Origin of the sequence: Mycobacterium shinjukuense (assembly GCF_010730055.1) — a bacterium.
GTDB classification, from domain to species: domain Bacteria; phylum Actinomycetota; class Actinomycetes; order Mycobacteriales; family Mycobacteriaceae; genus Mycobacterium; species Mycobacterium shinjukuense.
In genome coordinates this window covers 4,301,246-4,324,915 of sequence record NZ_AP022575.1, presented here as the reverse complement: position 1 = coordinate 4,324,915, position 23,670 = coordinate 4,301,246, and the positions used below count along the sequence as shown (strand labels likewise).

The window sequence follows — 23,670 nt, the reverse complement described above, 5'->3', positions numbered from 1 at the left end:
CTACGGCGGCGAATCCACAAGCTCCGGCGGCCGATCGAGCATCTGCACACGGTCGCCCTCCCACCGAAACCCGACGGTCGTCAGGATGCCGTCCTCGCAGGCGTCACAGCTCTGCCGCGTCCGGTAGGTCAACACCACAATGTTGTTGGTGGAGGCCGGCCCCTCCACATGGGTGAAGGGGTACGCCTTGGGCGTCGCGGTCCCCACGAACGTCCCGCGGTGAAACATCAGCGCCTGGTCGGGCGAACTGCGCGTGGCGTCCTGCACCGTCAGCACCACCGCGGACAACTCAGCGCACGGATTGTAGTTACTCGACTCCGGCGTGCTGTTCCACGGCTTACCGGTCTTGCTGTCGGGCGGGAGCTTGGCCAGGGCCGCCGCGATCGCGGTCGCTTCGTCGGGTCCGCACGGGCCCGGGCCGGTGGCGGTGGAAGCCGGGGCCGCCGAGGTCGGCGGGGACGACGCCGTCGTCACCGGCGCGTGGTTCGCACCCGGGCGCCGGTTGTTGCCGACGAACGTGACGATCGCCACGATGCACACCAGCGTCACCAGCACGGCCAGCAGCCAGAGGGTGCGGCCGGACGGGCTTTCGGCCGTCGGCGGGGTGGTGTCGACATCGTCGGACGGCTCACCGGCCGGCGGAGGCCAGCCGGGATCCACCTCGTGCGACACTGTGCCTCCCCATCCCGATAGCCCCCGCGAACGTGGCGAATTGTAGCCAGAACGTGCTGGTAGCCGAAACACGCCGACGCCGCCGCTGGGCCGACACCGACGGTGAGCCTGCCCACATCGGGCGTTCTGGGGTGTTGGGTCCACAGCAAGCTACCTCATACTAGACGTCATGCAGCAAGCGACATCACCGCAAACCGCTGGCCGGGTGCCGGCTGGTTCGGTGGTGCTGGGTCGGGGCTTGTGATGGCGCGCGCGGCGGGCACCCCTCGTCATCGTGCCGTCCGTCAGCCATCTCGGTTCCGCAGGCGGCTGGCGCGCAGCTTGATGTCACTGGTATCGGCGGTGGCGCTGCTGGGGACCGGAACGGGGTACTGGGTGGCCCACGGTGCCCTGGGCGGCCTCACCATTTCGCAGGCGCTGACCGCGCAGGATCCGCGATCCACCGGCAACACCATGAACATCCTGCTGATCGGGCTGGACTCGCGCAAAGACCAAGAAGGCAACGACCTGCCCCAGTCGATCCTGAACCAGCTGCATGCCGGCGATTCCGACCAGGGTGGGTACAACACCAACACCCTGATCCTGGTGCACGTCGGCGCCGACGGCAGAGTCGTCGCCTTCTCGATTCCTCGCGACGATTGGGTGCCCTTCAACGGCGTTCCCGGATACACCCACATCAAGATCAAAGAGGCGTACGGGCTCACCAAGCAGTACGTCGCGCAGCAGCTCGCCGATCAGGGTGTGAGCTCCCAAAGAGAACTGGAGACCCGGGGCCGCGAGGCCGGACGGGCCGCGACGCTGCGCGCGGTGCGCAGCCTCACCGGCCTTCCGATCGACTACTTCGCCGAGATCAACCTGGCCGGGTTCTACGACTTGGCCCAGACCCTGGGCGGCGTCGAGGTGTGCTTGAACCACGCCGTCTACGACTCCTACTCCGGTGCCGACTTCCCGGCCGGGCGCCAGCGGTTGAACGCGTCGCAAGCGCTGGCGTTCGTCCGGCAACGCCATGGCCTGGACAACGGGGACCTGGACCGAACTCACCGGCAGCAGGCGTTCCTGGCGTCGGTCATGCGGGAACTGCAGGCCTCGGGCACCTTCACCAATCTGGACCGACTGGACAGCCTGATGGCCGTGGCCCGCAAGGACGTCGTGTTGTCGGCCGGGTGGGACGAGGACCTGTTCCGCCGGATGGGCGGCTTGGCGGGCGGCCCGGCAGAAAACCGGGTCGAGTTTCGCACGCTGCCAGTGGTGCGCTACGACAACATCGACGGCCAGGACGTCAACATCATCGACGCGGCCGCGATCAAGGCCGAGATAGCCGCGGCCCTCGGCACGGCCCCGCCGGCGACCCCGACCAGCACCGCCACCAAGCCCAACCCCGCCACCGTCGTCGACGTGATCAACACCGGGAGCATCAGTGGTATGGCCACCCGGGTGTCCAACGCGCTGCGAAAGCAGGGCTACACCGCGGGTGAGGTCCGCGACCACGCATACGGCGATCCGACCGACACCACGATCGCCTACGGTGCCGGCGCGGAGACCGACGCCCGCAACGCGGCGACCCTGCTTGGCCTCGACGCCCCCGGCCGACCGGATCCGAGCATCGCGCCCGGGCACATCCGCGTCACCGTCGACACCAACTTCTCGCTGCCCACGCCCGACGAGACCCAACCGACCGCGACCACGACAACGTCCACCTATCCGCTGTACAACGGCGGCGGCACCAGCACGACCTACCCGACGCCTGATCAGGGCAAGCCCATCGACGGCGGCGGCGTTCCCTGCGTGAATTAGTACGTTGACCTAGCCGTTGGCCTGGCCGAGCGCCGGCGTCAGCGGTCATGGGTTGGCCCGCGGCAGCGTTTTCCGCCGGCGCTTGGCCCCCGGGTAATGGTCATACAGGATCGTCTCGAGCGCCTCTTCCCTGGACCGGTCGGGTTCCCCGGGGCCGGTGTCGGAATGCAGCACCCGCTCGTCTCGCACCAGTTCGCGGTCGACCAGGCTGTCATCGTCGAAAAACTCGACCGCATGGGGATGGTGAACCCCCGCCTGGCCAGTGACCGCCGGCCGGGCCGGCCCGTCCGGGCCGGGGCGCCGTCGGGCCCAGGCGTCGGCGACCATCAGCAGCAGCCCGACGACGCACGTTCCGATCGAGAGGTAGATCACGAACGCCCGGTCGGTGATGACACCGACCAGCAGCGCGGTGATGGCGATCACGGCTACGGCCGACGCCCCGATCAGCATCGCTCATTCCTTCCACGGGGTGCTACCAAGGTAGTGCGTTACGGCGACAACTTCTATGCCTTGCCGCCCATTGGTGCATCCGTTGGTGGGCCGCACGCGCATCACGGTGCGTCTGTTGGCTGACGTGGCCGCCTCGGCACCACTTCCACAGCGGCCTCTTGCGCTGCGGTGCGGAGCCGCTGGTCCCACACGGCGAACACGGTGCCGTCGACCCCGATTGCAAGGACGCTGGCAAGGTGGACCGCATCGGCGCCACCCAGCGCATGCGCTGTGGCTAAATGCCCGGCGCGGTGGGCGACATCCCGGGTCAGCTCTACCGCCCGGGTGGCTGCCCAGTACTCTTCCCACATGGCCAGGGCGAGGCGTTGCTCGTCAGCGCCCATGCGCCGGGCACGGCCGGCAGCCGCCAGCGCCGCACGCACCTCCGGGTACGCCAAGCGAGACGAGACCGCGGCGTCGCAGCCATCCCATAGCGCCGCGGCGATGTCGCTGTCATCCTCCTCGACCAGGAGTTTGACGAACGCGCTGCTGTCGAAGTAAACGATCGGCACAGGGTCAGCGGCGTTGTTCACTCACCAGCTCAGAGACCGACCCGCGAGCACGCACCCGTGGTGCCCCTCGAGCCGTGGGCCGAACCGCCGAGCGCGGTCGACTCACCACACCCTGCCGGGTCAGCTGCTCTAGCAGTGGCGCGCTGTCCACGGCCACCAACCGAACTACCGGTGTTCCCCGGTCGGTGACGATGACCTCATCGCCGGCACGGACCCGCTCGATCCAGGTCGCAAGCTCGGCCCGCAACACACTCACCGCCACCTCCATGAGAAAAATGTACAACAGAAGGACAATAATTTGTACGTCGGGACGGGAGGCCGTGTTCACGGTCGTTGCTGTCCGCGGGGAGGCTTCAGACCACGCCGCGCAGCCCGTCGGCTCCGAACGCCGGTTCCAGCATCGCGGAGAAGTCAGGGCCGCGCCGCAAGATGTGGCCACCGTCGACGTTGATGACCTGTCCGGTGATCCAACCGGCGGCGTCGCTGAGCAAGAACATAGCCAGGTTGGCGACGTCCTCGACCTCACCCACCCGCGGCAATGGCGTGCAGAGTCGGTAGTCCGCGCTCAGCTCCGGCGATTCGGTCACCGCAGCGACCAATTCGGTGCGGATCAGGCCCGGACGGATGCTGTTGACCCGCACCCACGACGGGCCGAGTTCGTCGGCGGCCAGCTTCATCAGGTGGTCAACGGCGGCCTTGGTGACCCCGTAGGCGCCGAACCAGCGATGGGTGTTGCTGGCCGCGATCGACGAGATCCCGACGAACGACCCACCGCCACCGCGCACCAACTCCCGGGCGGAGTGCTTGAGCACGTACATGGTGCCGTTGACGTTGAGGTCGACCGTGCGCCGCCAGGCCGCCGAGTTGAGCTGGGTGACGGGTCCGATGGTCTCCGAGCCGCCCGCGGAGTGCACCACCCCGTGTAGCCGGCCGTGCCACGCCGTGACGGCGTCCACCGCACGCAGGGTCTGGTCCTCATCGGTGATGTCGGCGGGCTGGTAGCGAATCGCGCCGCCGTGGCCCTTGACAGCTTCGAGTTCTTTGACCGCTGCCGCCAGTTTGTCGGCGTTGCGTCCGACGATCATGACCGCTGCCCCCGCTGCGACCAGGCCGGCCGCCACCCCCTTGCCGATCCCGCTGCCGCCGCCGGTGACCAGATACGTCCGCCCTTGGAAAGAAAGCTGCATGTGAGCCCCTCTTAACGTGCGCCGAACGCCGAACGTGAAATCACGGCGCGATTTCGGCCGATTTTCCGCCCTGAGTTCACGTTCGACGTTTGCTGTTGGCTGTTTGCGCTACGGCGTATCACGGCGGGCCACCTTCGCCGGTTTGGGGGTGCGCCAATCCTCGACATCGGGCGGCAGGCCGAGCGGATACCTGTTCTCGTTATGGGCGGCCCAATGCGCGTGTCCCAGCTCGTGAACGTGAAACGCGTGCCGCAGCGCCTCGGTGAATCCCATCGCGTCCGAGGCGGCGTTGACCGAGTCTTTGATCAGCAGTGCGGCCATCGTGGGCCGCTCGGCGATCCGGCGGGCAAACTCCAAGGTCTTGTCCGCCAGCTCGTCGAGCGGGAACACCTTGGACACCATGCCCAGCCGGTAAGCCTCGTCGGCGTCCAGCGAATCGCCGGTCAACAGCAACTCTTTGGCCTTACGCGGACCGAATTCCCAAGGGTGCGCGTAATATTCGACACCTGGCATACCCAGGCGTACCGCGACCACGTCGCTGAACCTGGCATTGTCGGCCGCGACGATCAGGTCGCACGCCCAGATCAGCATCAGCCCCGCGGAGATCGCATTGCCCTGCACCTGGGCGATGGTGATCTTGCGCAGATCGCGCCAGCGGCAGGTGCTTTGGAAGAAGAAGTGCCACTCCTGCAGATACGTCTTCTCGATGCCCGCGCCCCGGGTGCCGCCGTGCGAACGAAAGGTCGGATGCTGCGCGGGCCCGGGTTTGCGCTCCAACAACGCCGCATCCGAGCCCAGGTCGTGACCGGCGGAGAAATTCTTGCCGCGCGCCGCCAGAATCACCACGCGAACGGTGTCGTCGGCCTCGGCGCGACAAAATGCCTCATCGAGCTGGACCAGCAGGGTGCGGTTCTGCGCGTTGTGGGTCTCGGGCCGGTTGAGCCAGATCCGCGCGATCCGCCCCTCGTCGAGGGGCTCGTACTCCACCAGCTCTTTCGGACTAGCGCTGTCCGCCTTAGAACCGGCTTGCCTGCCGGCTTGTTCCGTCATTCCGCCCACCTACCTTGTCATGGCTGTTCACAGACTACGGCCAGTGGGCCAATGGGACGGACCTCCCGCGGCGGTGCGCGCCACCTGCCGTACACTCCCGGAAACGATCGAAAAACGATATCGGTGTTCGGGTTGGCGGCGACAGATTCAGCGCGACGCGCATGGCGGCGACTGCTGCACGCCGAGGGGCCGCCCGCAATCATCTGCATTCGGCTGCTGGTGGGCTTGGTGTTTCTCAGCGAGGGAATCCAGAAGTTCCTCTACCCGCATCGGCTGGGGCCGGGGCGCTTCGAACGGATCGGAATCCCCGCCCCCGCGTTCTTCGCCAACCTCGACGGGGTGGTCGAGATCGTTTGCGGCACCTTGGTCCTGCTCGGGTTGTTGACCCGCTTCGCGGCCGTTCCGCTGCTCATCGACATCCTCGGCGCGATCGTGCTGACCAAGCTCCGAGAGCTGCAGCCCGGCGGATTTCTCGGGGTGGAGGGCTTCTGGGGGATGGCCCACGACGCGCGGACCGACCTATCGATGCTGCTGGGATTGATCTTCCTGCTGTGGATGGGCCCCGGCCGTTGGTCCCTGGATGCGCGACTCACCCAGCGCCGCGTCGAGCGCGGGTGAGCCCGCGACGCAGCGCGTAGATCGCCGCCCCGATGGCCACCACCGCCCCGCCGGACAGCACCGACGACATCGGCAGGGTCGCGGCCAGGACCAGACAGCCAAGCAGCCCCACCAGGGGGATGACCCGTGGCGGGCGGTTTTCCGCGGGGGTCAGCGTCCAGGCGGCGGCGTTGGCGACCGCGTAGTAGAGCAGCACCCCGAAGGAGGAGAACCCGATCGCCGAGCGCACGTCGGTGGTGGCGGCTGCGACGGCGACGATCAGGCCGAGCGCGACCTCGGCGCGATGGGGCACCGCGAAGCGGGGGTGCACCGCAGCCAGCGGGTGCGGCAGATGGCGGTCACGGGCCATCGCCAGCACGGTGCGTGACACCCCCAAGATCATCGCCAGCAACGAGCCGAGCGCGGCGACCGCGGCGCCCGCCCGCACCACGGGTTCCAGCCAGCGGACGCCAGCGACCGTCACCACCTGGGACAACGGCGCCGTGGCGTGGGCAAGGAGGTGCGGCCCCAGCACGGCCAGCGCGGCGACCGCCACGGCGCCGTAGACGATCAGGGTGATGGCCAACGCCAGCGGGATCGCGCGCGGGATGGTGCGCGCCGGGTCGCGCACCTCCTCGCCGAGGGTCGCGATGCGCGCGTACCCAGCGAAGGCGAAGAACAACAAACCCGCCGCCTGCAGCACCCCGGCGATCCCGATCTCGCCGCCCAGCGTCAGTCGCGCCGCATCGGCATGCCCGGACACGAAGGCCGCCGCCACCACGGCGCCCAGCACGGCGAGAACGATGACCACGATGATCCGGGTGAGCCAGGCCGACTTGTGGACGCCGCCGTAGTTGACCGCGGTCAACGCGATCACCGCGGCGACCGCGACGGCATGGGCGTGGCCCGGCCAGGCGTAGCCGCCCACCGTCAGCGCCATCGCCGCGCACGAGGCGGTCTTGCCGACGACGAAACACCAGCCCGCAAGATATCCCCAGAATTCGCCGAGCCGCTCGCGCCCATACACATATGAGCCGCCGGAGGTCGGATACCGGGCGGCCAGGCGCGCCGAGGACGTCGCATTGCAGTAGGCGATCACCGCGGCCACCGCCAGCCCGACGAGCAGCCCCGACCCCGCCGCGCGGGCCGCCGGCGCGAGCGCCGCGAAAATCCCGGCACCGATCATCGCGCCCAACCCGACCACGACCGCATCGCCGACCCCGAGGCGTCGCCGCAGATCCCCGGCCTCGGCCGCGGCCGCCGGTAGCTGGTCGGCCACCCGACCTCCTCTCGGATAACGACGCTGATGGATCACGCCGCGATGGCGCGGCATCGGCGCTCTCGCGCCACGGTACGCGACACATCGGCCTCCGATATCGCGGACGGAGTATCGCCGCCCGACTCACGACCGCAACGCGGCTACCGCCGCGAGCCCGTCGCCGTCGGCAAGGGAGCTCCACCGGTGTGGCCTCCGCTCGTCGTAGAATCGCAACCCGATATCGGTGACGTCAGCGCGCGGAAGTGGTGTTGACCCATGCGGGAGTTTCGGCGCGCGGCGGTCCGGCTGCACATCCTGTACCACGCCGCGGCCGCCGAGGTGCATGGCGCCTGGCTGACCGAGGAGCTCAGCCGTCATGGCTACCGGGTCAGCCCGGGCACGTTGTATCCGACCCTGCACCGGCTGGAGGCCGACGGTCTGCTGGTGTCCCGGCAGCAGGTCGTCGACGGCCGCACGCGCCGCGTCTACCGGGCAACCCCGGCGGGCCGGACGGCGCTGAACGAGGATCGACGGGCGCTTCGGGAGCTGGCCCGGGAAGTTCTCGGCGACCAAAGCTGACCGCATCCCCCCGGGTGCCCCCTCACCCGGGCCCCGGCGGACGCCCGCCGACGCACCCCGGCCGTGGCTTACAGTTGGGTAATGCCTACCAAATCTGACCAAGATATCGGTGATGTGGAACCCCTGGCCGACAGCACCGCCGGCCAGGCCAGGCGGGTCGTCGCGGCGTACGCGAACGACGCCGACGAGTGCCGCATCTTCTTGTCCATGCTCGGTATTGGGCCGGCGAAACCCGAGAGCTAAATGCCTTCCCAGGGAGGCCACGCCTTGGAGGACACGAGTTCGCAGACCTCCGGGGACTCCGATTTCGTGGTGGTCGCCAACCGGCTGCCGGTCGATCTGGAGCGACTTCCCGACGGCACCACGAGCTGGAAGCGCAGCCCCGGGGGCCTGGTCACCGCCCTCGAGCCGCTGCTGCGCCGACGACGCGGGGCCTGGGTCGGCTGGCCCGGCTCGGTCGACGGCGACGAGACGCCCATCGTGCAAGAGGGCTTGCGACTGCAACCGGTGCGGTTGTCCGCGGACGACGTGGCCGAGTACTACGAGGGATTCTCCAATGCCACGCTGTGGCCGCTGTACCACGACGTCGTGGTCAAGCCGACCTATCACCGGGAATGGTGGGAACGCTATGTCGACGTCAATCGCCGGTTCGCCGAAGCCACGTCAGGTGCGGCCGCTGACGGCGGAACCGTGTGGGTGCAGGACTACCAGCTACAGCTGGTGCCGCAGATGCTGCGCACCATGCGACCCGATCTGACCATCGGTTTCTTTCTGCACATCCCGTTTCCGCCGATCGAGCTGTTCATGCAGCTACCGTGGCGCACCGAGATCATCGAAGGCCTGCTCGGGGCCGACCTGGTGGGCTTCCACCTGGCCGGCGGCGCCCAGAATTTCCTGTTCCTGTCCCGACGCCTGGCCGGCGCCAACACCTCGCGCGGCGCGGTCGGGGTGCGCTCACGCTTCGGTGAGGTGCAGCTGCCATCCCGCGCCGTCCGGGTGGGCGCCTTCCCTATCTCCATCGACTCCGGCGCGCTTGACCAGGCGGCCCGCGACCGCGCCGTCCGGCGCCGGGCCCGGGAGATTCGCGCCGAGCTCGGCAACCCCCGCAAGGTTTTGCTCGGCGTCGACCGACTCGACTACACCAAGGGCATCGACGTCCGGCTGAACGCCTTCGCCGAGCTGCTCGCCGAGGGCCGAGCCAAGCGCGACGACACCGTGCTGGTCCAGCTGGCCACGCCCAGCCGCGAACGCGTCGAGGGCTACCGGATGCTGCGCAACGACATCGAGCGCCAGGTCGGCCACATCAACGGCGAGTACGGCGAGGTCGGCCACCCGGTGGTGCACTACCTGCACCGTCCCGTGCCCCGCGACGAACTCATCGCGTTCTTCGTGGCCGCCGACGTCATGCTGGTTACCCCGCTGCGCGACGGGATGAACCTGGTGGCCAAGGAGTACATCGCCTGCCGCAGCGACTTGGGCGGGGCCCTGGTGCTGTCCGAATTCACCGGGGCCGCCGCCGAACTCCGCCAGGCCTATCTGTGCAACCCGCACGACCTGGAGGGGGTCAAGGATGTGATCGAGGCGGCGCTGCACCAGTCCGTCGAGGAAGGCCGGCGCCGGATGCGGGCGCTGCGCCGCCAGGTGCTCACTCACGACGTGGACCGCTGGGCACGGTCGTTCCTCGACGCGCTTGCCGAGGCGCACCCGAAGGGTTCCGGTTAACCGTTGCCGCCAACCGGGCAGACCATGGTGTTGCCGCCCGAACGCTGTGATACTCAATGCAGCGCCTCAGCGTGAAGGGAGAACGGCGTGCACATCCGTCGCGGGCTGGCCGCGGGCGCGGCGATCGCCGTGGCCGTGGCATCCGGAATTGCATTGGAGTCAGGCCAACCGGCGCGCGCGGTCGCACCCCCGCCGGACGGCAACTACGCCTTCAACCAGGCCGGCGTCTCCGGGGTTACCTGGACGATCACGGCGCTGTGCGATCAACCATCCGGAACCCGCAACATGAACGACTACTCCGACCCGGTCACCTGGGCGTTCCAATGTGCGCTGAACATCGTCAGCACCACACCTCGACAGCTCAGCCGCCAGGACAAGCTGCAGAATTTCAGCGGCCGGGCCCGGCTGTCCAGCGTCCTGTGGACCTTCCAGGTGACTCAGCCCGAGGGCGTGCTATGCCCGGACGGCAGCACCGCGCCGTCCACCGAAACCTACGCGTTCGACGACACCACGCTCACCGGGACGCATACCACCCTGCACGGCGCCGTCTGTGGTCTGCAGCCGCAGATGAGCAAGCAACCCTTCTCGCTGCAGCTGGTCGGGCCCCCGCCCAGCCCGGTCGAACGTTACCCGTTGTACTGCAACAACATTGCGATGTGCTACTAGATCGGTGTGATGTAGGCGATCAGCCACTTGCCGTGGATCCGTTGGAAGTCCACCCGCAGTCGGCTGCCGTCGTACAGCGGCTGCCGTGTCTTGTCGGTCACCGTGCGGTTCAGGTAGACCATCACCGACGCCGAATTGCGGGTGGCGGCCATGACGCCCACACCGACGACGTTGGCCTGCACCACCACCTCACGTTTCTTGGCCTCCGGAATGATCTGCGCATTGGCACTCTTCTGGAACTCCTGGCGATAGTCGGGCGTCAGCAGCGGATACGCCTCGCTGAGACTGCGTTCGACGGTCTGGTAGTCGTAGCCGAAGACCTGGGGGATCGCCCGCGCGGCCAGCTGGGGCAACACCGCCCGCGCCGCCTGTTCGCCCCGGGTCTGCACCCGGTCCCAGTAGAACCAGCCGGCCAGCGCGGACAGCCCCACCACCACGGCCACCAGCAGGCAGCCGGCGACCGACAGCAGCCACCGCCGCCACCCCATCAATTGCCCCCGTCGGGGTACTTCAGGTCGTAGCCGGTCATCCGTCCCGATTCGTCCTCGTGCACGATGACCCGCAGCCGGTACGGCATGGACGGCTTGTTGACGCCGTCGATGTCGGCGACCGTCACCCGCACCGACACCAACACCGACGCGTTGTCGCTGATCTCGTCGATACCTTCCAGGGCGGCACCGTTGACGACGGCCTCCGAGGTCGCATGGGTGGCGCGGAAGAGGCCCTTGAGGTTGTCGACGTTGTTGTTGGCGCTGAGCATGCCGCGCAGCGGCCCGCTGGTCCCGTTGACGAACCGGTTGACGGACTCGTCGACGGTGTCCGGTGTGTAGCTGAACATGTTGACCACCATCTGCGTGGCGGTGTCGACGAACCGCTGCTGGCGGGCCCGCTCGGCGTCCGCCTCCCGGTGTGCTACCACCAGCCGCTGAACACAGACGGCCAGCGCGGCCAGCACCAGCAGACCGGCGGTCAGCGAAACCCACGCCACCAGGGCCCGATGAGGCGGCCGCCGTGGCGGCGGCCGAACGGTGGTGACCGACATGGCCGACCCGGCTGTGCGCGCGGACCGGGCTGGGGCGTCGGGCTGGACGGCGGCCCTGACCGTCGCGACACCCGCCGCGCCACCGCTCGACCCTTCCTTCGCGGGGCCGGCCGCACGGGTCGCCCGCCGCCGCACGCGGTGCGGCGTCGACTGCCGTTCGGTGTCGGCGCAGTTCACAACCGCGGCTTCGGAGCAAGCATGAGGTCCACCCAATTCTCGGCGCTGGATGCGCCGCTGATACCAGGCGCGAAGATACCAGTGCCACCCGCCGGGTCCGGGAAGGCTCCGGTGATGTGGTCATAGATGGTGTACGCCGGTCCGCTGGCCTGCGGTTGCGGGCCGGGCGCCGGACCGGTGCCTTCCGGTGGTGGCGGCGGCGCGATGGTCGCCGGGTACGGAACCTGGGGCGGTTCCGGCGGGTATCCCGGCGGCATCCACGATGTGAACGGCGGGGGCGGCCCATTGTCATTGGGCGGCGGCGCGGGCTGGGCCGGCTGATGCGGCGCCGGCCCCGGACCCGGTGTCACACCCGGCGGGGGCGGCCCGACAATCGGAGTGCCCGGGTCCGGATCCGCGCCTGGGGGAACGAACGGGAACTTGTTGGGCGGCAGAATGTTTCGCCCATCCGTTACCGGTGTGCCATATGGGATAGGCGGACCCCGCCACGGGTTGGTGCCGATCGGCACATAGCCACGCGGGTCGCGACAGAGCTGCACCGTCGGGGCCCGCTTGCCGGGGAATTCCTGGCACGGGTAGTTGCGGGCGCCGCGCACGGTGCTGGGGTCGTTCTGCGCCGTCTTGCAGTACATGTCCTTGGGGATCTCGCGCAGCGTCTCGTCGGCCGGCGAGCGGATCAGCGGCGGGGGTAGGAAGCCGGTATTGCACGGCGGCGGGTCGTTGAGGTCGATCTTGAAGTCCAGCTTGGCCCCTTCGTCCTGGGGCACCCCGCCCGCCGAGGTGATGATCGCCGCGAACAGCGCCGGCAGAACCACCAGCAATTGTTCGATCGACCTGTGGTAGATCACACCCACCCGGCCCAGGTTGGCCAGGCTGGCCGCCAACGCCGGGAACGAGGGGCGGATGCCGGAAAAGGCGGTGCTGGCTTCGTCGATCGCATCCGGGGCGGTGGCCAACGTGTCGCGCAGCCGTGGGTCGGCCCGACGGACCTCGGAGGTAAATCGCGCCAGGCCGTCGGCGACTGACTTGATGTCCTCACCGGCGCGGATCTGCGCCTGCAGGAACGGACCGGCCTGATCGATCAACTGCGAAACCTGCGGGTAGTTGGCGTTGGCCTCATCCACCAGCAACCGGGCCGATTCGACCAGCCGGGCCAGTTCCGGGCCGGAGCCATTGGTCGCGGCGAACGCCTCGCGCAAGAGATCCTGCAGCCGGGTGTTGCTGATGCTAGCGACCAGCTTCTCGGCCTCAAGCAGCAGGCCCGCCACCTCCTGGCCGATTCGGGTGTTTTCCCGATCGATCCGGGAACCGTTGCGCAACTTGGTCGACGACGCCCTTTCGGGCGGCACCAGGTCGACGTACTGCTCGCCGATGGCCGAAACGCTGCGCACGGTGGCGATCACGTTCGACGGAATGGCCGTCCCGCTGTTCAGCCGCATTTCCGCGGTGACGCCATGAGGATTGAGCCGCACCGACTCCACCCGCCCCACCGCGACCCCGCGGTAGGTGACGTTGGCGTTCTTGTACAGACCGCCACCGGCGACGAAATCGGCGCTCACGCCGTAGGTTCCGAGCCCGAACGTGGCGGGCAGGCGCAGATAAAAGATCGCCATCACGGTCACGGTGATCACGGTGATCACCGCGAAGATGGAGAGCTGAACCTTGGTGAGTCGGTCGATCATCTGCGGACCCCTACCGTCCTGACGCCGTGCCGGGCGGAATCGTGAACGGGTCCGCGGCTTGCCCAGACAGGTTGGCCAATTCGCCGATCAAAAAGTCCGGCGGGTTGATGATTTCGGCCATGTGCGCCATGTTCGGGTCGAAATAGGACGTGGTGAAGAACGTCTCACCGATCCGGCGCAAAGTCAGGTCGAACGTGGTGAACACGTTGAGGTAGTCGCCCCGCACCGCCTGCTTGATGCCGAAGTTGGGGAACGGGAACGTCAACAACAGCTGCAACGAGGTGACGAAATCCTTGCGGTCGTCGTTGAGGGCCTTGGCGACCGAATACAAGCCCTTGAGGTCCTCGGCGAAATCCACCTTGGTCTTAGCGAGCACGTTCGAGGTGACCATCGCCAGCCGCTTGAGCGCGGCGAACGCGTCCACGATACGGTCCCGGTTCTTGTTCAGCACCCGAACCGCTTCCGGAAGAGTGTCCAGTGCCCGGCCCAGGCTGTCCTTCTCGCGCGCCAAAATCGCCGAGAATCGGTTCAGCCCCTCCAACGCGTTGACGATGTCGTCGACCTGACGGTTTAGCCCCGCCGTCAACTCCGCAAGCCTGGGAACCAGGTCGACGAATTGGGCCTGCCGGCCCGCCACCGCTTGGTAGGCCTCGTCGATGATCTCTTCCAACGCACCGACATTGCCCTTGTTGACCACGACCCCGGTGGCCGAGAACACCTCCTCGGTGGTGGGCGCCCGGCTGGTGTTGGACTCGGCGATGCGCGCCCCGTCGACCAGCCTGCCCTTCGGGGGTCGATCGGTGGGTGCGGCCAGCTCGACATGCATCGAGCCCAGCAGCGACGTCTGGGAAACCTTCGCGACCGCGTTGGCCGGCAGCACCACATTCTTGTCCAGGTCCAGCCGCACCGCGGCATAAAACGATCCGTCGGGCCGCTGCACGGCCTCGATGCCGGCCACACTGCCGACGGTGACGTCGTCGACCATGACCGGCGAGTTCTGCGGCAGCGTCGCCACGTCGGCCAGTTCGACGATGACCGAGTACGCACCTTCACCGTGCCCGGCGGTGCCGGGCAGCGGCAACGAGTTCAGCCCGCCATACTGGCAGCCCACCAGCAGCACGCTGCCCGCCGCGACCGCCCCGCCGCGCAACCAGATTCGCTTCATCCGCCACCCACCTGCTCGGCCGGCAACGCGGGCGCCGGGGTGGGTGCCGGACTCGGCAACGCGGGCGCCGGGTCGGTGCTCGCGGCGGCCGGGGCCGGGCCGGGGGGCGGGCCGTAGCCCGGGATTTGCGGGACCAGCAGGCTCTGCAGATCCGTCTGGTTCGCCGTCACCGGCGCTGGTGCCGACCCGTGAGCCGGTATCCAGGTCAGCTCCGGAACAGGTGTCTCCGACTTGGCCTGGGTGGCCGGGGTGTCGTAGATGATCTGACCCTTGTACGCCGTGATCGTGTTGAGCGGGTGGAACATGATCGGCGGGTAGTTCATGGTGAGCCGGCGCAACACCGGCCCCAGCCGCTCACGACAAAGCTCGGCCCGCCGGTAGTAGTCGGGCGCCGAGGTCCCGGCGGCGGTGTCGAAGGAACCACCGCAGATGAATTGCACGGGATTGGCGAAGTTGGGTATCGACAACAGACCGTTCAGGGTGCCCTGCGCGGGGTCATAGATGTTGTAGAAGTTGGCGATCCCCGGGCCCGCCACGTGCAGCACCTGTTCAAGGTTCTCGCTCTGGTCACTCAACGTCTGGGCGAAGTCGTCGAGCTGGTTGACCGTCTCGATCAACGTCGAGTTGTTCTCGTGCAAAAACCCTCGGATATCCGACAACGCCTGGTTGAGCGTGCCCAAGGTGTGGTCCAGGTTGCGCGAACTGTCGGCGAGCACCTGCGACACCGCGGCCACGTGCCCGGCGAACTGCACGATCTGCTCGTTGCTCTCGGCTAGCGCGTCCACCAGGATCTGCAGGTTCTTCACCGTGCCGAACAGGTCGCTGCGCGAATCCCCCAGCCGCCCGGCGACCTGCGCAAGCTCGCGCAGGGCGGTGCGGAACGAGTCGCCATTGCCGTCCAGGGTTTCCGCGGCCTGGTTGATCGCATCGCCCAGCGGCCCGTGCATCTCCCCCACCGCCGGGCTCAGGTCGGCGGACAGTTGGGTCAGCGCCTCCTTCACCTCGTCCCACTCCACCGGCACGGCCGTGCGATCCAGCTGGATGCTGGCACCGTCGGGCAGCACCGCCCCCCCGGTGTACGCCGGGGTGAGTTGGATGAACCGGGCCGCCACCAGATTCGGCGCCATGATCACGGCCTGCGCGTCCAGGGGCACCTTGACGTCCTTGGATACCGACATGGTGATCTTGACGTCGGACGGGCGCGGTTGGATCGTGTCGACCCGGCCCACCGGCACCCCCAGGACGCGGACGTCATCACCGGGATAAAGCCCGACGGCGGAGGTGAAGTAGCCCACGATGGTGCGGGTGTTGCCGGTGGCCGTCGCTACGTACACGCCCCCCGCCAGCGCCGCGACCAGCGCGATCGCGGTGACGTAGCGCAGCCCGCGGCTGCCGGCGATCCGCCTGATCATGGCGACTTGGGCCTGATGATCCAGCGTTCCTGGATGAACCCGCGCAGGTAGTCGGCGAGGCTGTCCGGCAGCTTGCCGGGCTGGAAGACCAGGTCGAACACGGAAGCCACCAACGGACCCGGCAGCACACTGTAGACGTTGACGTTGAATCCGGGTCCCGAGCCAACCACCTCACCCAGCGTGGTCGCGTAGGTGGGCAGCCTCTTGAGGGCCTCGGTGATGTAGTCGCGGCGCTCGTTGAGGTTGGCCAGCACCACGTTGAGCTTGCTCAGCGCCGGGCCGAACTCCTTACGGTTGTCGGCGACAAAGCCGGAAATCTGTGCCGCGACATCGTCGATCCCGGAGATCAGCGCGCTCAGCGCGGCACGCCGCGCATCCAACGCGGCAAACAGTTGGTTACCGTCGTCGACCAGCTTGTCGACCTGTGCGGCGCGTTGGGCCAGCACCGCGGTCACCGACTTGGCGTGCGACAGCAGGCCTTGCAGCGCCTCGTCGCGACGATTCAGGGCGCGCGACAACGACGTCAACCCGTCCAAGGCGCCACGCAACTGCGGGGTGACGTCATGCAGGGCACCGACAAACACGGCCAGGGCGTGCTCGAACTGCGGCTTGTCCAGGTCGTTCGCGTTGCGCCCCAAATCCTGCAGCACCCCGTTGAGCGTGTAGGGCGTGGTGGTCCGGCTCAGCGGGATGGTGGTCGCCTGGCCGCTGCCGGCCGGACTCACCGCGACGGAGCGCTCGCCAAGGATGGTGTCGGTGCGGATCGCGGCCAACGATTGGTCGCCGATGACGATGTGCCGGTCCACGCTGAAGCTGACCTTGGCGCTGTCTCCGGCCAGGCTTACCGCCGACACCGTGCCCACCTTGATACCCGAGACGTAAACGTTGTTGCCGGGCGTGAGGCCACCGGCGTCGGTGAAATACGCGTCGTAGGTTTTACCCTGCGGCCAAAACGGCAATCCGCTGTAGCCGAACGCGATCAGGACCACGCAGACCACCAACACCAGGCCGAAAACGCCGGTACGCAACGGGTCACGGTCGTGCTTGCTACTTGGCAAAAGCGCACCTCCCCTTGCTGGGATCCGGCTGGCCACCGATCGGCAGCAGGATATCGCTGCCGGCCGGTCCGTTGATCTTGATCGTCACCGTGCAGAAGTAGATGTTGAAGAACGCCCCGTAGGCGCCGAGCGCGGCCAACCGCAGATAGTCCTCGCCGAGCTGCTCGACGTCGTTGTTGATCTCGGCTTTCCGATCGTCCAGCTCGGTGGCCAGCGGGCGGGCGTTTTCCAGGATGCCCTGCAACGGCCGGCGCGAATTTCTCAGCAGCTCAGTGAGATCCGTCGTCGTCGAAGCCAGCGGTCCGATGGCGCCCGCGATCGAATCCCGGTTGTTGGCCAGGCCGCTGATCAGCTGCTGCAACTGATCAATGCTGGCGGAAAATTGCGCGCTCTTGGCGTCGACGGTGCCCAGCACCGTGTTGAGGTTGGTGATCACCTCGCCGATGAGCTGGTCGCGTTTGCCCAGCGCCGACGAGAACGCGCTGGTGTTGGCCACCACGTCCGCCAACGCACCACCCTGGCCCTGCAGCAATTCGATGATGGCACCGGTGATGGTGTTGATCTTGTCCGCGTCAAAGCCTTTGAGCACCGGCTTGAGCCAACCCAGCAGCGCATCGAGATCCAGGGCGGGCTGGGTGTGCGCGATGTTGATGGTGCTCCCCGGCGGCAGCTTCCGCAGTTCGCCCGGCCCCGACGTGATCTCTAGGAACCGGTCACCGACCAGGTTTTCGTACCGGATCACCGCGCGTGTCGACGAGTACACCGTGTAGCTGCGGTCGACCGCGAACGCCACGTCGACGCTGTGGTCGGGGTTGAGCTTGACCGCCTTCACCGAACCCACCGGCACCCCAGCGATGCGGACCTTCTGGCCCGCCTTCAGCCGCGAGGCGTCGGTGAAGGTTGCGTGGTAGACGTTGGTGGGCCCGAACCGGAAGTCCCCGAAAACCACCACCAGTGCCGCCGCCACCAGCAACATGGCCACCGCGAAGACGCTGACCTTGACCAGCATTGACCGGTGCGACGGCACGCCCGAGCCCGCCATCAGAAGTCGTCCCGTTCCGCGAAGGCGCCGTTGAAGAGGAACTGCAGCGTCGAGGGCGCGTCCACCTGCAGTTCGGTGAACGGCTGGTAGGGAATGTTGGCGTTGTCGGTGACCAGGAACGGCGCGCGGTAAAACGACCCGCCGGTCTGCTTGGTCGGGATATCGGGCAGCCCGCGGCAATTAGGCCCGCCGGAGGCGTTGACGATCGGCAAGCTCTCCGGATAGGTGTACGACGGCGCACCCAGCACGAAGCTCGACGACGTGAACAGGCCGGCCTTGCGGACACCGATCAACGGGGCGAACTCCCGGACGCCGCGCGCGATACCGCGGAACAGGCAGCCGAATTCCGGGGAGTAGTCGGCGGCCACCTTGAGCGGGGCGCGCAGCCGGTTGATGGCATCGATGAAGTTCTGCTCGGCCGGCGCCAACGTCTCATAGGCGTTGTTGGCCAGGCCGATCGTGGCCAACAGCGTGGCGTTGAGGTTGTTCTGTTGGTCGACGACCGTCTTGTTGATCGTCGGCAGGTTGCTGAACACCGTGTTCAGGTCGGCGGCGGCGGCGGCGTAGATGTCAGTCACGATCCCAGCCTTGCGGAAGTCCTCCTGCAAGGCGGGCAGCTTCGGGTTGGCTTGGCGCGTCAGCGTATTCAGCCCCGACAGCAACGCGCCCACGTCATCGCCGTGGCCGCGCAGGCCCTCGGAAAACGCGCTCAACGTCCCGTTCGTTTCGACCGGGTCAATCTTGTGCAGCAGGTCGATGAGCGACTGGAACAGCGTGTTGACTTCCAGCTGCACCGCCGACACCTCAACCCGAGCGCCCGGACGCAGCGGGGTCGGCGACGGCGCTGCGGGCGCAAGGAATTCCACCGACTTGGCGCCGAAGAGGGTGTTGCCCGCGATGCGCACCTTCGCGTTGGAAGGGATGAAACCCAGCTCGCCGCTGTTGATGGCCAGCTTCAGCCGCGCTTGGTCGCCGCTGTAGCTGATGTCCTTGACCGTACCGACCTGCACCCCGCGGTACTTGACCTTGGCGCCCCGTTCCATCACCAGCCCGGCCCTCGGCGACGAGACCGTGACGGTGTCGGTGGATGTGAACGCGGCGGTGTAGGCCAGGTACGTCAGCGTCACCGCGGCCGCCAGCAATCCGGCCAGCACCGCCGCCGCCAGCCGCACCGCGGTGCGTCGTGATCGGCCTGCTGACATCGTCGTCCCTACCCGGAGAGGTTGAAGTTACCGGACGCGCCGTACACGGCTAGCGAGATGAACAGGGTAATGACCACGACGACGATCAGGGAAGTCCGCACCGCCTGACCGACGGCGACACCCACGCCCACCGAACCGCCGGTGGCGTTGTAGCCGTAGTAGGTGTGCACCAGCATCACCGCGATGGACATCACGATGGCCTGGGCGAACGACCACAACAGGTCGGATGGGATGAGGAAGGTGTTGAAGTAGTGGTCGTAGAGGCCCGCGGACTGCCCGTTGATGAACACGGTGGTGAAGCGGGCCGCGAAAAACGCGGCGAGCACCGACAGCGAATACAGCGGAATGATGGTGACCAGGCCGGCGATCAGCCGGGTCGACACCAGGTACGACACCGAGTGCACCGCCATGCACTCGACGGCGTCGATCTCCTCGGAGACCCGCATGGCGCCCAACTGCGCGGTGGCCCCGGCGCCGATGGTGGCCGCCAGGGCGATGCCGGCGATGACCGGCGCGACCACACGGACATTCAGGAAGGCCGACAGGAATCCGGTCAGCGCCTCGATACCGATGTCGCCCAGCGACGAATAACCCTGCACGGCGATCACCCCACCGGATGCCAGCGTCAGGAAGGCCGCGACCCCGACCGTGCCGCCGATCATGACCAGCGCGCCCGCGCCCAGCGTCATCTCGGCAACCAGCCGGATGGTCTCCTTGCGATACCGGGTGATGGCGTTGGGGACGTAGCGCACGGTTTCGCCGAAAAACAGCGCCTGCTCCCCGAAATTGTCGACCGGCCCCTGCAGCCGCGACATGAATCGGCGAAAGCGGATAGTGGCGTCGTAGCTCATCGCATACTCACCATCGCCCGCTCGCCATCGCGTGTTACCGGCATCTGCTCACTTCGCCGAGATTCGCACGCCGATGGCGGTCATCACCACATTGATGACGAAAAGGCAGATGAACGCGTAGACGACGGTTTCGTTGACGGCATTGCCGACGCCCTTGGGCCCACCCTTAACGGTCAGACCGCGGTAACAGCCCACCAACCCGGCCATCACCCCGAACAGCAGCGCCTTGACTTCGGCAAGCACCAGCTCGCGCAGCCCGGTCAGCACGGTCAACCCGTTGACGAACGCACCGGGATTGACCCCTTGCAGAAAGACGGAGAACACGTAGCCGCCGGATAGCCCGATGGCGCACACCAAGCCGTTGAGCAACAACGCCACCAACGTGGACGCCAGCACCCTGGGCACCACGAGCCGTTGGATCGGATCGATGCCCAGCACCCGCATGGCGTCGATCTCCTCCCGGATGGTGCGCGCGCCCAGGTCGGCGCAGATCGCGGTGGCACCGGCGCCGGCCACCACCAGCACGGTGACCACCGGGCCCAACTGGGTGATGGTGCCGAACGCGGTTCCGGCGCCGGACAGGTCGGCGGCCCCGATTTCGCGCAGCAGGATGTTGAGCGTGAACGCGACCAGCACCGTGAATGGGATGGAGACCAGCAGCGTCGGGACCAACGACACGCGGGCCACCATCCAGGTCTGATCCAGGAACTCACGGAACTGAAACGGTCGACGGAAAATGCCGCGCAAGGTGTCCATCGACATCTCGAAGAACCCACCGACGGCCCGGGCCGGAACCGCAAGTTGTTGGATCAACCTGGTCCCCCCGTCTGTTGCTGGCGGCGAAGTCTGTGAATCCTCTGTACGCGTCCCGGGTTTACCCGCTGCTCGGTGTGGGCCGGCTCATATTAACCCAGAATGACTTCACCATGTCAATGAACCCTGTTTCCCGGTCAACCGCAGCAATTTCGCTGGTTAAGCCCCATGCAGTGAGGCCATTCTGACACGTGTTCTAGCTACCGCCGAGCCGCCCGGGAAAGTTCCCGATACCCCTCACTGAACCATCAGCCCGGTCGCCGAAAAGCCAACCTCGCGATCCCGCCCAGCAAAGTAGTCCCGCAACGTGGCGCTCAGCTGGGCGGGCTCCCACGCCGAGCCGTCGGCGGTGAACCGATGCTCCAGGCATGGGGCCGAGACCAACATCACCTGCGGGCCGTAGACGATGAACAGCTGGCCGTTGACGTCCGCGGCCGCCGGGGAGGCCAGGAACTGCACCAGGGTCACCACGTGCTCCGGCGACAACGGGTCGACCAGACCGTCGTCGGGAGCGTCGCCGAAGACCTCGGCCGTCATCGCGGTGCGAGCCCGCGGGCAGATCACGTTGGCGCACACCCCGTAGCGGCCCAGCGCCCGCGCCGCCGACAGGGTGAGCGCGGTGATGCCGGCCTTGGCGGCGGCGTAGTTGGCCTGTCCCACCGGGCCGACCAGGCCCGCCTCCGACGAGGTGTTGACCAGCCGGCCGTAGACGACGCCGTCGCTGGCTTGCTTAGCCTTGGCGCGCCAGTAGGTCGCCGCGTTGCGGGTGAGCAGGAAATGGCCGCGCAGATGCACGGCGATCACCTGGTCCCAGTCCTCGTCGGTCATGTTGAACAGCATCCGGTCGCGGGTGATGCCCGCGTTGTTCACCACGATGTCCAGCCCGCCCAGCCCGTCGGCGGTGGCGACCAGTTCGTCAGCCGTTGCCCGTTGGCTGATGTCGCCCGCCACCGCGACCGCCTTGCCGCCGGTGGTTGCGGCGACCTCGTCGACCACGTCGGAGGCGTCCAGGGCGGTCGCGATGTCGTTGACGACGACGGTGGCGCCCATCCGGGCCAGACCGATGGCTTCGGCGCGGCCCAGTCCGGCGGCCGCCCCGGTGACCACCGCCACCTTTCCGGAGAGCTCGGCCGCGTTCGCGTCGCTAATCAATTATGAATACCTCTAGTTTCGGTTCAGTCCTCGCGCAGTAGGGCTGCGCGCGGACATTCAACGATCGCCTGCTCGGCCAGCTCCTCCTGCTCAGCGGGGATCGGATCGAGCTTCACGACGGCGTAGTCCTCGTCGTCCAGGTCGAAGATATCCGGCGCAATCCCCAAGCACACCGCATTACCTTCACACCGGTCACGGTCCACAATTACTCGCACGGCACTCTCCTTAGGCCTGGGCTGGGGCTTTGTTGATCAGTATCTAGCACCACCATAGGCCTGCGTACTGTCTAACGATACGGTCGCTGGATTCCAAGACTAGAACGTGTTACAACCGGGAAGAGCACCGGGTACAGCAAAGGCGGCTGGAATGCGCATCGGTTACACCCCCGAACAGGAGGAGCTGCGGCGCGAGCTGCGGTCCTACTTCACCCGGCTGATGACGCCGGAACGCCGCGAGGCACTCAGCTCGGTGCAGGGCGAATACGGCAAGGGCAACGTGTACCGCGAAACGGTCGCCCAGATGGGCCGCGACGGTTGGCTCGCCCTGGGCTGGCCCAAGGAGTACGGCGGCCAGGACCGCTCCGCGATGGACCAGCTGATCTTCACCGACGAGGCGGCCATCGCCGGTGCGCCGGTGCCGTTCCTGACGATCAACAGCGTGGCGCCCACGATCATGGCCTACGGCACCGATGAGCAGAAGAAGTTCTTCCTGCCCCGGATCGCCGCCGGGGAGCTGCACTTCTCCATCGGCTACTCCGAGCCAGGCGCCGGCACCGACCTGGCCAACCTGCGCACCACCGCGGTGCGCGACGGCGACGATTACGTGATCAACGGCCAGAAGATGTGGACCAGCCTGATCCAGTACGCCGACTATGTGTGGCTGGCGGTGCGCACCAACCCCGACGCCAAAAAACACCGCGGCATCTCGGTGCTGATCGTGCCGACCACCGCGCAGGGCTTCTCCTGGACCCCGGTGCACACCATGGCCGGCCCCGACACTAGCGCCACCTACTACTCCGACGTGCGGGTGCCGGTGACCAACCTGGTCGGCGAGGAGAACGCCGGCTGGAAGCTGGTGACCAACCAGCTCAACCATGAGCGGGTCGCGCTGGTGTCGCCGGCGCCGATCTTCTTGTGCCTGCGCGAGGTCCGCGAGTGGGCGCAAAACACCAAGGACGATGGCGGCGCCCGGCTCATCGACGCGGAATGGGTGCAGCTCAACCTGGCTCGGGTACACGCCAAGGCCGAGGTGCTCAAGCTGATCAACTGGGAGCTGGCGTCATCGCCCGGCGCGGCCCCCTCACCGGCCGATGCGTCGGCCGCCAAGGTGTTCGGCACCGAGCTGGCCACCGAGGCGTACCGGCTGTTGATGGAGGTGCTGGGCACCGCGGCCACGCTGCGTCAGGATTCGCCGGGCGCGTTGCTGCGCGGGCGGGTCGAGCGGATGCACCGGGCCTGCCTGATCCTGACCTTCGGGGGCGGCACCAACGAAGTGCAGCGCGACATCATCGGCATGGTCGCGCTGGGCCTGCCGCGAGCCAACCGCTGA

26 protein-coding genes are annotated in these 23,670 nt (G+C 67.5%); 7 read left to right on the top strand and 19 right to left on the bottom strand.

Translation table 11 applies throughout. The annotated features are described in order from the left end of the window. Positions 1-672: an LppP/LprE family lipoprotein gene (locus tag G6N20_RS19575; protein WP_083048537.1), complete on the bottom strand. Its 672-nt coding sequence runs from the start codon at positions 670-672 to the stop codon at positions 1-3. Between the two features lie 243 nt (positions 673-915). Between G6N20_RS19575 and G6N20_RS19570 the strand changes: the two genes are divergently transcribed. After that, complete coding sequence (locus G6N20_RS19570; RefSeq protein WP_083048539.1) at positions 916-2,466, top strand: LCP family protein; 1,551 nt, start codon at positions 916-918, stop codon at positions 2,464-2,466. A 45-nt stretch (positions 2,467-2,511) separates the two neighbouring features. Here the strand turns inward: G6N20_RS19570 and G6N20_RS19565 are convergent, their stop codons facing one another. The 5 genes from G6N20_RS19565 to G6N20_RS19545 form a co-directional block, all read right to left on the bottom strand. Next, positions 2,512-2,916 carry a hypothetical protein gene (locus G6N20_RS19565; RefSeq protein ID WP_083048541.1) on the bottom strand — a complete coding sequence of 135 codons (405 nt, stop codon included), beginning with the start codon at positions 2,914-2,916 and terminating at the stop codon, positions 2,512-2,514. Between the two features lie 101 nt (positions 2,917-3,017). Further along, on the bottom strand, positions 3,018-3,467 hold the full coding sequence (locus G6N20_RS19560) for a type II toxin-antitoxin system VapC family toxin (RefSeq protein WP_083048543.1): 450 nt from the start codon (positions 3,465-3,467) through the stop codon (positions 3,018-3,020). A gap of 4 nt (positions 3,468-3,471) precedes the next feature. Then, the gene (locus tag G6N20_RS19555; RefSeq protein WP_232065381.1) at positions 3,472-3,735 is read right to left on the bottom strand and encodes a type II toxin-antitoxin system Phd/YefM family antitoxin; all 264 of its coding nucleotides are present in this window, start codon (positions 3,733-3,735) and stop codon (positions 3,472-3,474) included. 85 nt (positions 3,736-3,820) lie between these two features. After that, positions 3,821-4,654 carry an SDR family oxidoreductase gene (locus tag G6N20_RS19550; RefSeq protein WP_083048545.1) on the bottom strand — a complete coding sequence of 278 codons (834 nt, stop codon included), beginning with the start codon at positions 4,652-4,654 and terminating at the stop codon, positions 3,821-3,823. 108 nt (positions 4,655-4,762) lie between these two features. Next, complete coding sequence (locus G6N20_RS19545) at positions 4,763-5,704, bottom strand: enoyl-CoA hydratase (protein WP_083048546.1); 942 nt, start codon at positions 5,702-5,704, stop codon at positions 4,763-4,765. Between the two features lie 174 nt (positions 5,705-5,878). Between G6N20_RS19545 and G6N20_RS19540 the strand changes: the two genes are divergently transcribed. Further along, entirely contained in the window at positions 5,879-6,322 is a 444-nt protein-coding gene (locus tag G6N20_RS19540) for a DoxX family protein (RefSeq protein WP_083048604.1), read from the top strand. Here the strand turns inward: G6N20_RS19540 and G6N20_RS19535 are convergent. Then, positions 6,294-7,487, bottom strand: a complete 1,194-nt coding sequence (locus G6N20_RS19535) for an APC family permease (RefSeq protein ID WP_232065548.1) — start codon at positions 7,485-7,487, stop codon at positions 6,294-6,296. The genes G6N20_RS19540 and G6N20_RS19535 overlap by 29 nt on opposite strands. Before the next feature lie 348 nt (positions 7,488-7,835). Between G6N20_RS19535 and G6N20_RS19530 the strand changes: the two genes are divergently transcribed. The 4 genes from G6N20_RS19530 to G6N20_RS19515 all read left to right on the top strand — a co-directional run bounded on the left by G6N20_RS19530 (position 7,836) and on the right by G6N20_RS19515 (position 10,526). Next, on the top strand, positions 7,836-8,138 hold the full coding sequence (locus G6N20_RS19530; RefSeq protein ID WP_083048550.1) for a PadR family transcriptional regulator: 303 nt from the start codon (positions 7,836-7,838) through the stop codon (positions 8,136-8,138). A gap of 81 nt (positions 8,139-8,219) precedes the next feature. Continuing rightward, on the top strand, positions 8,220-8,381 hold the full coding sequence (locus G6N20_RS19525) for a hypothetical protein (protein WP_142272046.1): 162 nt from the start codon (positions 8,220-8,222) through the stop codon (positions 8,379-8,381). Continuing rightward, positions 8,382-9,860 (top strand): alpha,alpha-trehalose-phosphate synthase (UDP-forming), encoded by a 1,479-nt coding sequence (locus G6N20_RS19520; RefSeq protein WP_083048552.1) that lies wholly within the window; start codon positions 8,382-8,384, stop codon positions 9,858-9,860. A gap of 87 nt (positions 9,861-9,947) precedes the next feature. Further along, positions 9,948-10,526: a hypothetical protein gene (locus G6N20_RS19515; protein ID WP_083048554.1), complete on the top strand. Its 579-nt coding sequence runs from the start codon at positions 9,948-9,950 to the stop codon at positions 10,524-10,526. On the opposite strand, the gene G6N20_RS19510 is transcribed toward G6N20_RS19515, so the two are convergent. From G6N20_RS19510 to G6N20_RS19455, 12 genes are all read right to left on the bottom strand, one after another. After that, on the bottom strand, positions 10,523-11,014 hold the full coding sequence (locus G6N20_RS19510) for a YfgM family protein (protein WP_083048556.1): 492 nt from the start codon (positions 11,012-11,014) through the stop codon (positions 10,523-10,525). The two genes, G6N20_RS19515 and G6N20_RS19510, sit on opposite strands and share 4 nt — an antisense overlap. Beyond that, positions 11,014-11,745 (bottom strand): mammalian cell entry protein, encoded by a 732-nt coding sequence (locus G6N20_RS19505; protein ID WP_083048559.1) that lies wholly within the window; start codon positions 11,743-11,745, stop codon positions 11,014-11,016. The genes G6N20_RS19510 and G6N20_RS19505 overlap by 1 nt, the downstream gene beginning before the upstream one ends. After that, positions 11,742-13,427: a virulence factor Mce family protein gene (locus G6N20_RS19500; protein WP_083048561.1), complete on the bottom strand. Its 1,686-nt coding sequence runs from the start codon at positions 13,425-13,427 to the stop codon at positions 11,742-11,744. The genes G6N20_RS19505 and G6N20_RS19500 overlap by 4 nt, the downstream gene beginning before the upstream one ends. Before the next feature lie 10 nt (positions 13,428-13,437). Continuing rightward, positions 13,438-14,592, bottom strand: coding sequence for a virulence factor Mce family protein (locus tag G6N20_RS19495; RefSeq protein WP_083048563.1), 1,155 nt, complete (start codon positions 14,590-14,592; stop codon positions 13,438-13,440). Next, positions 14,589-16,004, bottom strand: a complete 1,416-nt coding sequence (locus G6N20_RS19490; protein WP_083048565.1) for a virulence factor Mce family protein — start codon at positions 16,002-16,004, stop codon at positions 14,589-14,591. The genes G6N20_RS19495 and G6N20_RS19490 overlap by 4 nt, the downstream gene beginning before the upstream one ends. Next, positions 16,001-17,062, bottom strand: a complete 1,062-nt coding sequence (locus G6N20_RS19485; RefSeq protein ID WP_083048567.1) for a virulence factor Mce family protein — start codon at positions 17,060-17,062, stop codon at positions 16,001-16,003. Before G6N20_RS19485 ends, G6N20_RS19490 begins: the two co-directional genes overlap by 4 nt. Next, positions 17,052-18,104, bottom strand: a complete 1,053-nt coding sequence (locus tag G6N20_RS19480; protein WP_083048569.1) for a virulence factor Mce family protein — start codon at positions 18,102-18,104, stop codon at positions 17,052-17,054. The genes G6N20_RS19485 and G6N20_RS19480 overlap by 11 nt, the downstream gene beginning before the upstream one ends. Further along, a complete protein-coding gene (locus G6N20_RS19475; protein WP_083048571.1) occupies positions 18,104-19,306 on the bottom strand; it encodes an MCE family protein in 1,203 nt (400 codons plus the stop codon). The genes G6N20_RS19480 and G6N20_RS19475 overlap by 1 nt, the downstream gene beginning before the upstream one ends. Positions 19,307-19,314: 8 nt before the next feature. Further along, positions 19,315-20,157, bottom strand: coding sequence for an MlaE family ABC transporter permease (locus G6N20_RS19470; protein ID WP_083048573.1), 843 nt, complete (start codon positions 20,155-20,157; stop codon positions 19,315-19,317). A 48-nt stretch (positions 20,158-20,205) separates the two neighbouring features. Next, positions 20,206-20,970, bottom strand: coding sequence for an MlaE family ABC transporter permease (locus G6N20_RS19465; protein WP_083048575.1), 765 nt, complete (start codon positions 20,968-20,970; stop codon positions 20,206-20,208). Between the two features lie 237 nt (positions 20,971-21,207). Continuing rightward, the gene (locus G6N20_RS19460; protein ID WP_083048577.1) at positions 21,208-22,122 is read right to left on the bottom strand and encodes a 3-oxoacyl-ACP reductase; all 915 of its coding nucleotides are present in this window, start codon (positions 22,120-22,122) and stop codon (positions 21,208-21,210) included. 23 nt (positions 22,123-22,145) lie between these two features. Further along, entirely contained in the window at positions 22,146-22,337 is a 192-nt protein-coding gene (locus G6N20_RS19455) for a ferredoxin (RefSeq protein ID WP_083048579.1), read from the bottom strand. Positions 22,338-22,488: 151 nt separating this feature from the next. Here G6N20_RS19455 and G6N20_RS19450 point away from each other — a divergent pair, with 151 nt between their 5' ends. Continuing rightward, a complete protein-coding gene (locus G6N20_RS19450; RefSeq protein ID WP_083048581.1) occupies positions 22,489-23,670 on the top strand; it encodes an acyl-CoA dehydrogenase in 1,182 nt (393 codons plus the stop codon).

What these genes read in the sequence shown, in the direction of transcription:
- G6N20_RS19450 (WP_083048581.1), top strand. Translation starts at nt 22,489, where the DNA reads ATGCGCATCGGTTACACCCCCGAACAGGAGGAGCTGCGGCGCGAGCTG.
- G6N20_RS19525 (WP_142272046.1), top strand. Translation starts at nt 8,220, where the DNA reads ATGCCTACCAAATCTGACCAAGATATCGGTGATGTGGAACCCCTGGCC.
- G6N20_RS19570 (WP_083048539.1), top strand. Translation starts at nt 916, where the DNA reads ATGGCGCGCGCGGCGGGCACCCCTCGTCATCGTGCCGTCCGTCAGCCA.
- G6N20_RS19490 (WP_083048565.1), bottom strand. Translation starts at nt 16,004, where the DNA reads ATGATCAGGCGGATCGCCGGCAGCCGCGGGCTGCGCTACGTCACCGCG.
- G6N20_RS19475 (WP_083048571.1), bottom strand. Translation starts at nt 19,306, where the DNA reads ATGTCAGCAGGCCGATCACGACGCACCGCGGTGCGGCTGGCGGCGGCG.
- G6N20_RS19530 (WP_083048550.1), top strand. Translation starts at nt 7,836, where the DNA reads ATGCGGGAGTTTCGGCGCGCGGCGGTCCGGCTGCACATCCTGTACCAC.
- G6N20_RS19535 (WP_232065548.1), bottom strand. Translation starts at nt 7,487, where the DNA reads ATGATCGGTGCCGGGATTTTCGCGGCGCTCGCGCCGGCGGCCCGCGCG.
- G6N20_RS19565 (WP_083048541.1), bottom strand. Translation starts at nt 2,916, where the DNA reads ATGCTGATCGGGGCGTCGGCCGTAGCCGTGATCGCCATCACCGCGCTG.
- G6N20_RS19510 (WP_083048556.1), bottom strand. Translation starts at nt 11,014, where the DNA reads ATGGGGTGGCGGCGGTGGCTGCTGTCGGTCGCCGGCTGCCTGCTGGTG.
- G6N20_RS19470 (WP_083048573.1), bottom strand. Translation starts at nt 20,157, where the DNA reads ATGAGCTACGACGCCACTATCCGCTTTCGCCGATTCATGTCGCGGCTG.
- G6N20_RS19555 (WP_232065381.1), bottom strand. Translation starts at nt 3,735, where the DNA reads ATGGAGGTGGCGGTGAGTGTGTTGCGGGCCGAGCTTGCGACCTGGATC.
- G6N20_RS19520 (WP_083048552.1), top strand. Translation starts at nt 8,382, where the DNA reads ATGCCTTCCCAGGGAGGCCACGCCTTGGAGGACACGAGTTCGCAGACC.
- G6N20_RS19500 (WP_083048561.1), bottom strand. Translation starts at nt 13,427, where the DNA reads ATGATCGACCGACTCACCAAGGTTCAGCTCTCCATCTTCGCGGTGATC.
- G6N20_RS19480 (WP_083048569.1), bottom strand. Translation starts at nt 18,104, where the DNA reads ATGGCGGGCTCGGGCGTGCCGTCGCACCGGTCAATGCTGGTCAAGGTC.
- G6N20_RS19550 (WP_083048545.1), bottom strand. Translation starts at nt 4,654, where the DNA reads ATGCAGCTTTCTTTCCAAGGGCGGACGTATCTGGTCACCGGCGGCGGC.
- G6N20_RS19545 (WP_083048546.1), bottom strand. Translation starts at nt 5,704, where the DNA reads ATGACGGAACAAGCCGGCAGGCAAGCCGGTTCTAAGGCGGACAGCGCT.
- G6N20_RS19495 (WP_083048563.1), bottom strand. Translation starts at nt 14,592, where the DNA reads ATGAAGCGAATCTGGTTGCGCGGCGGGGCGGTCGCGGCGGGCAGCGTG.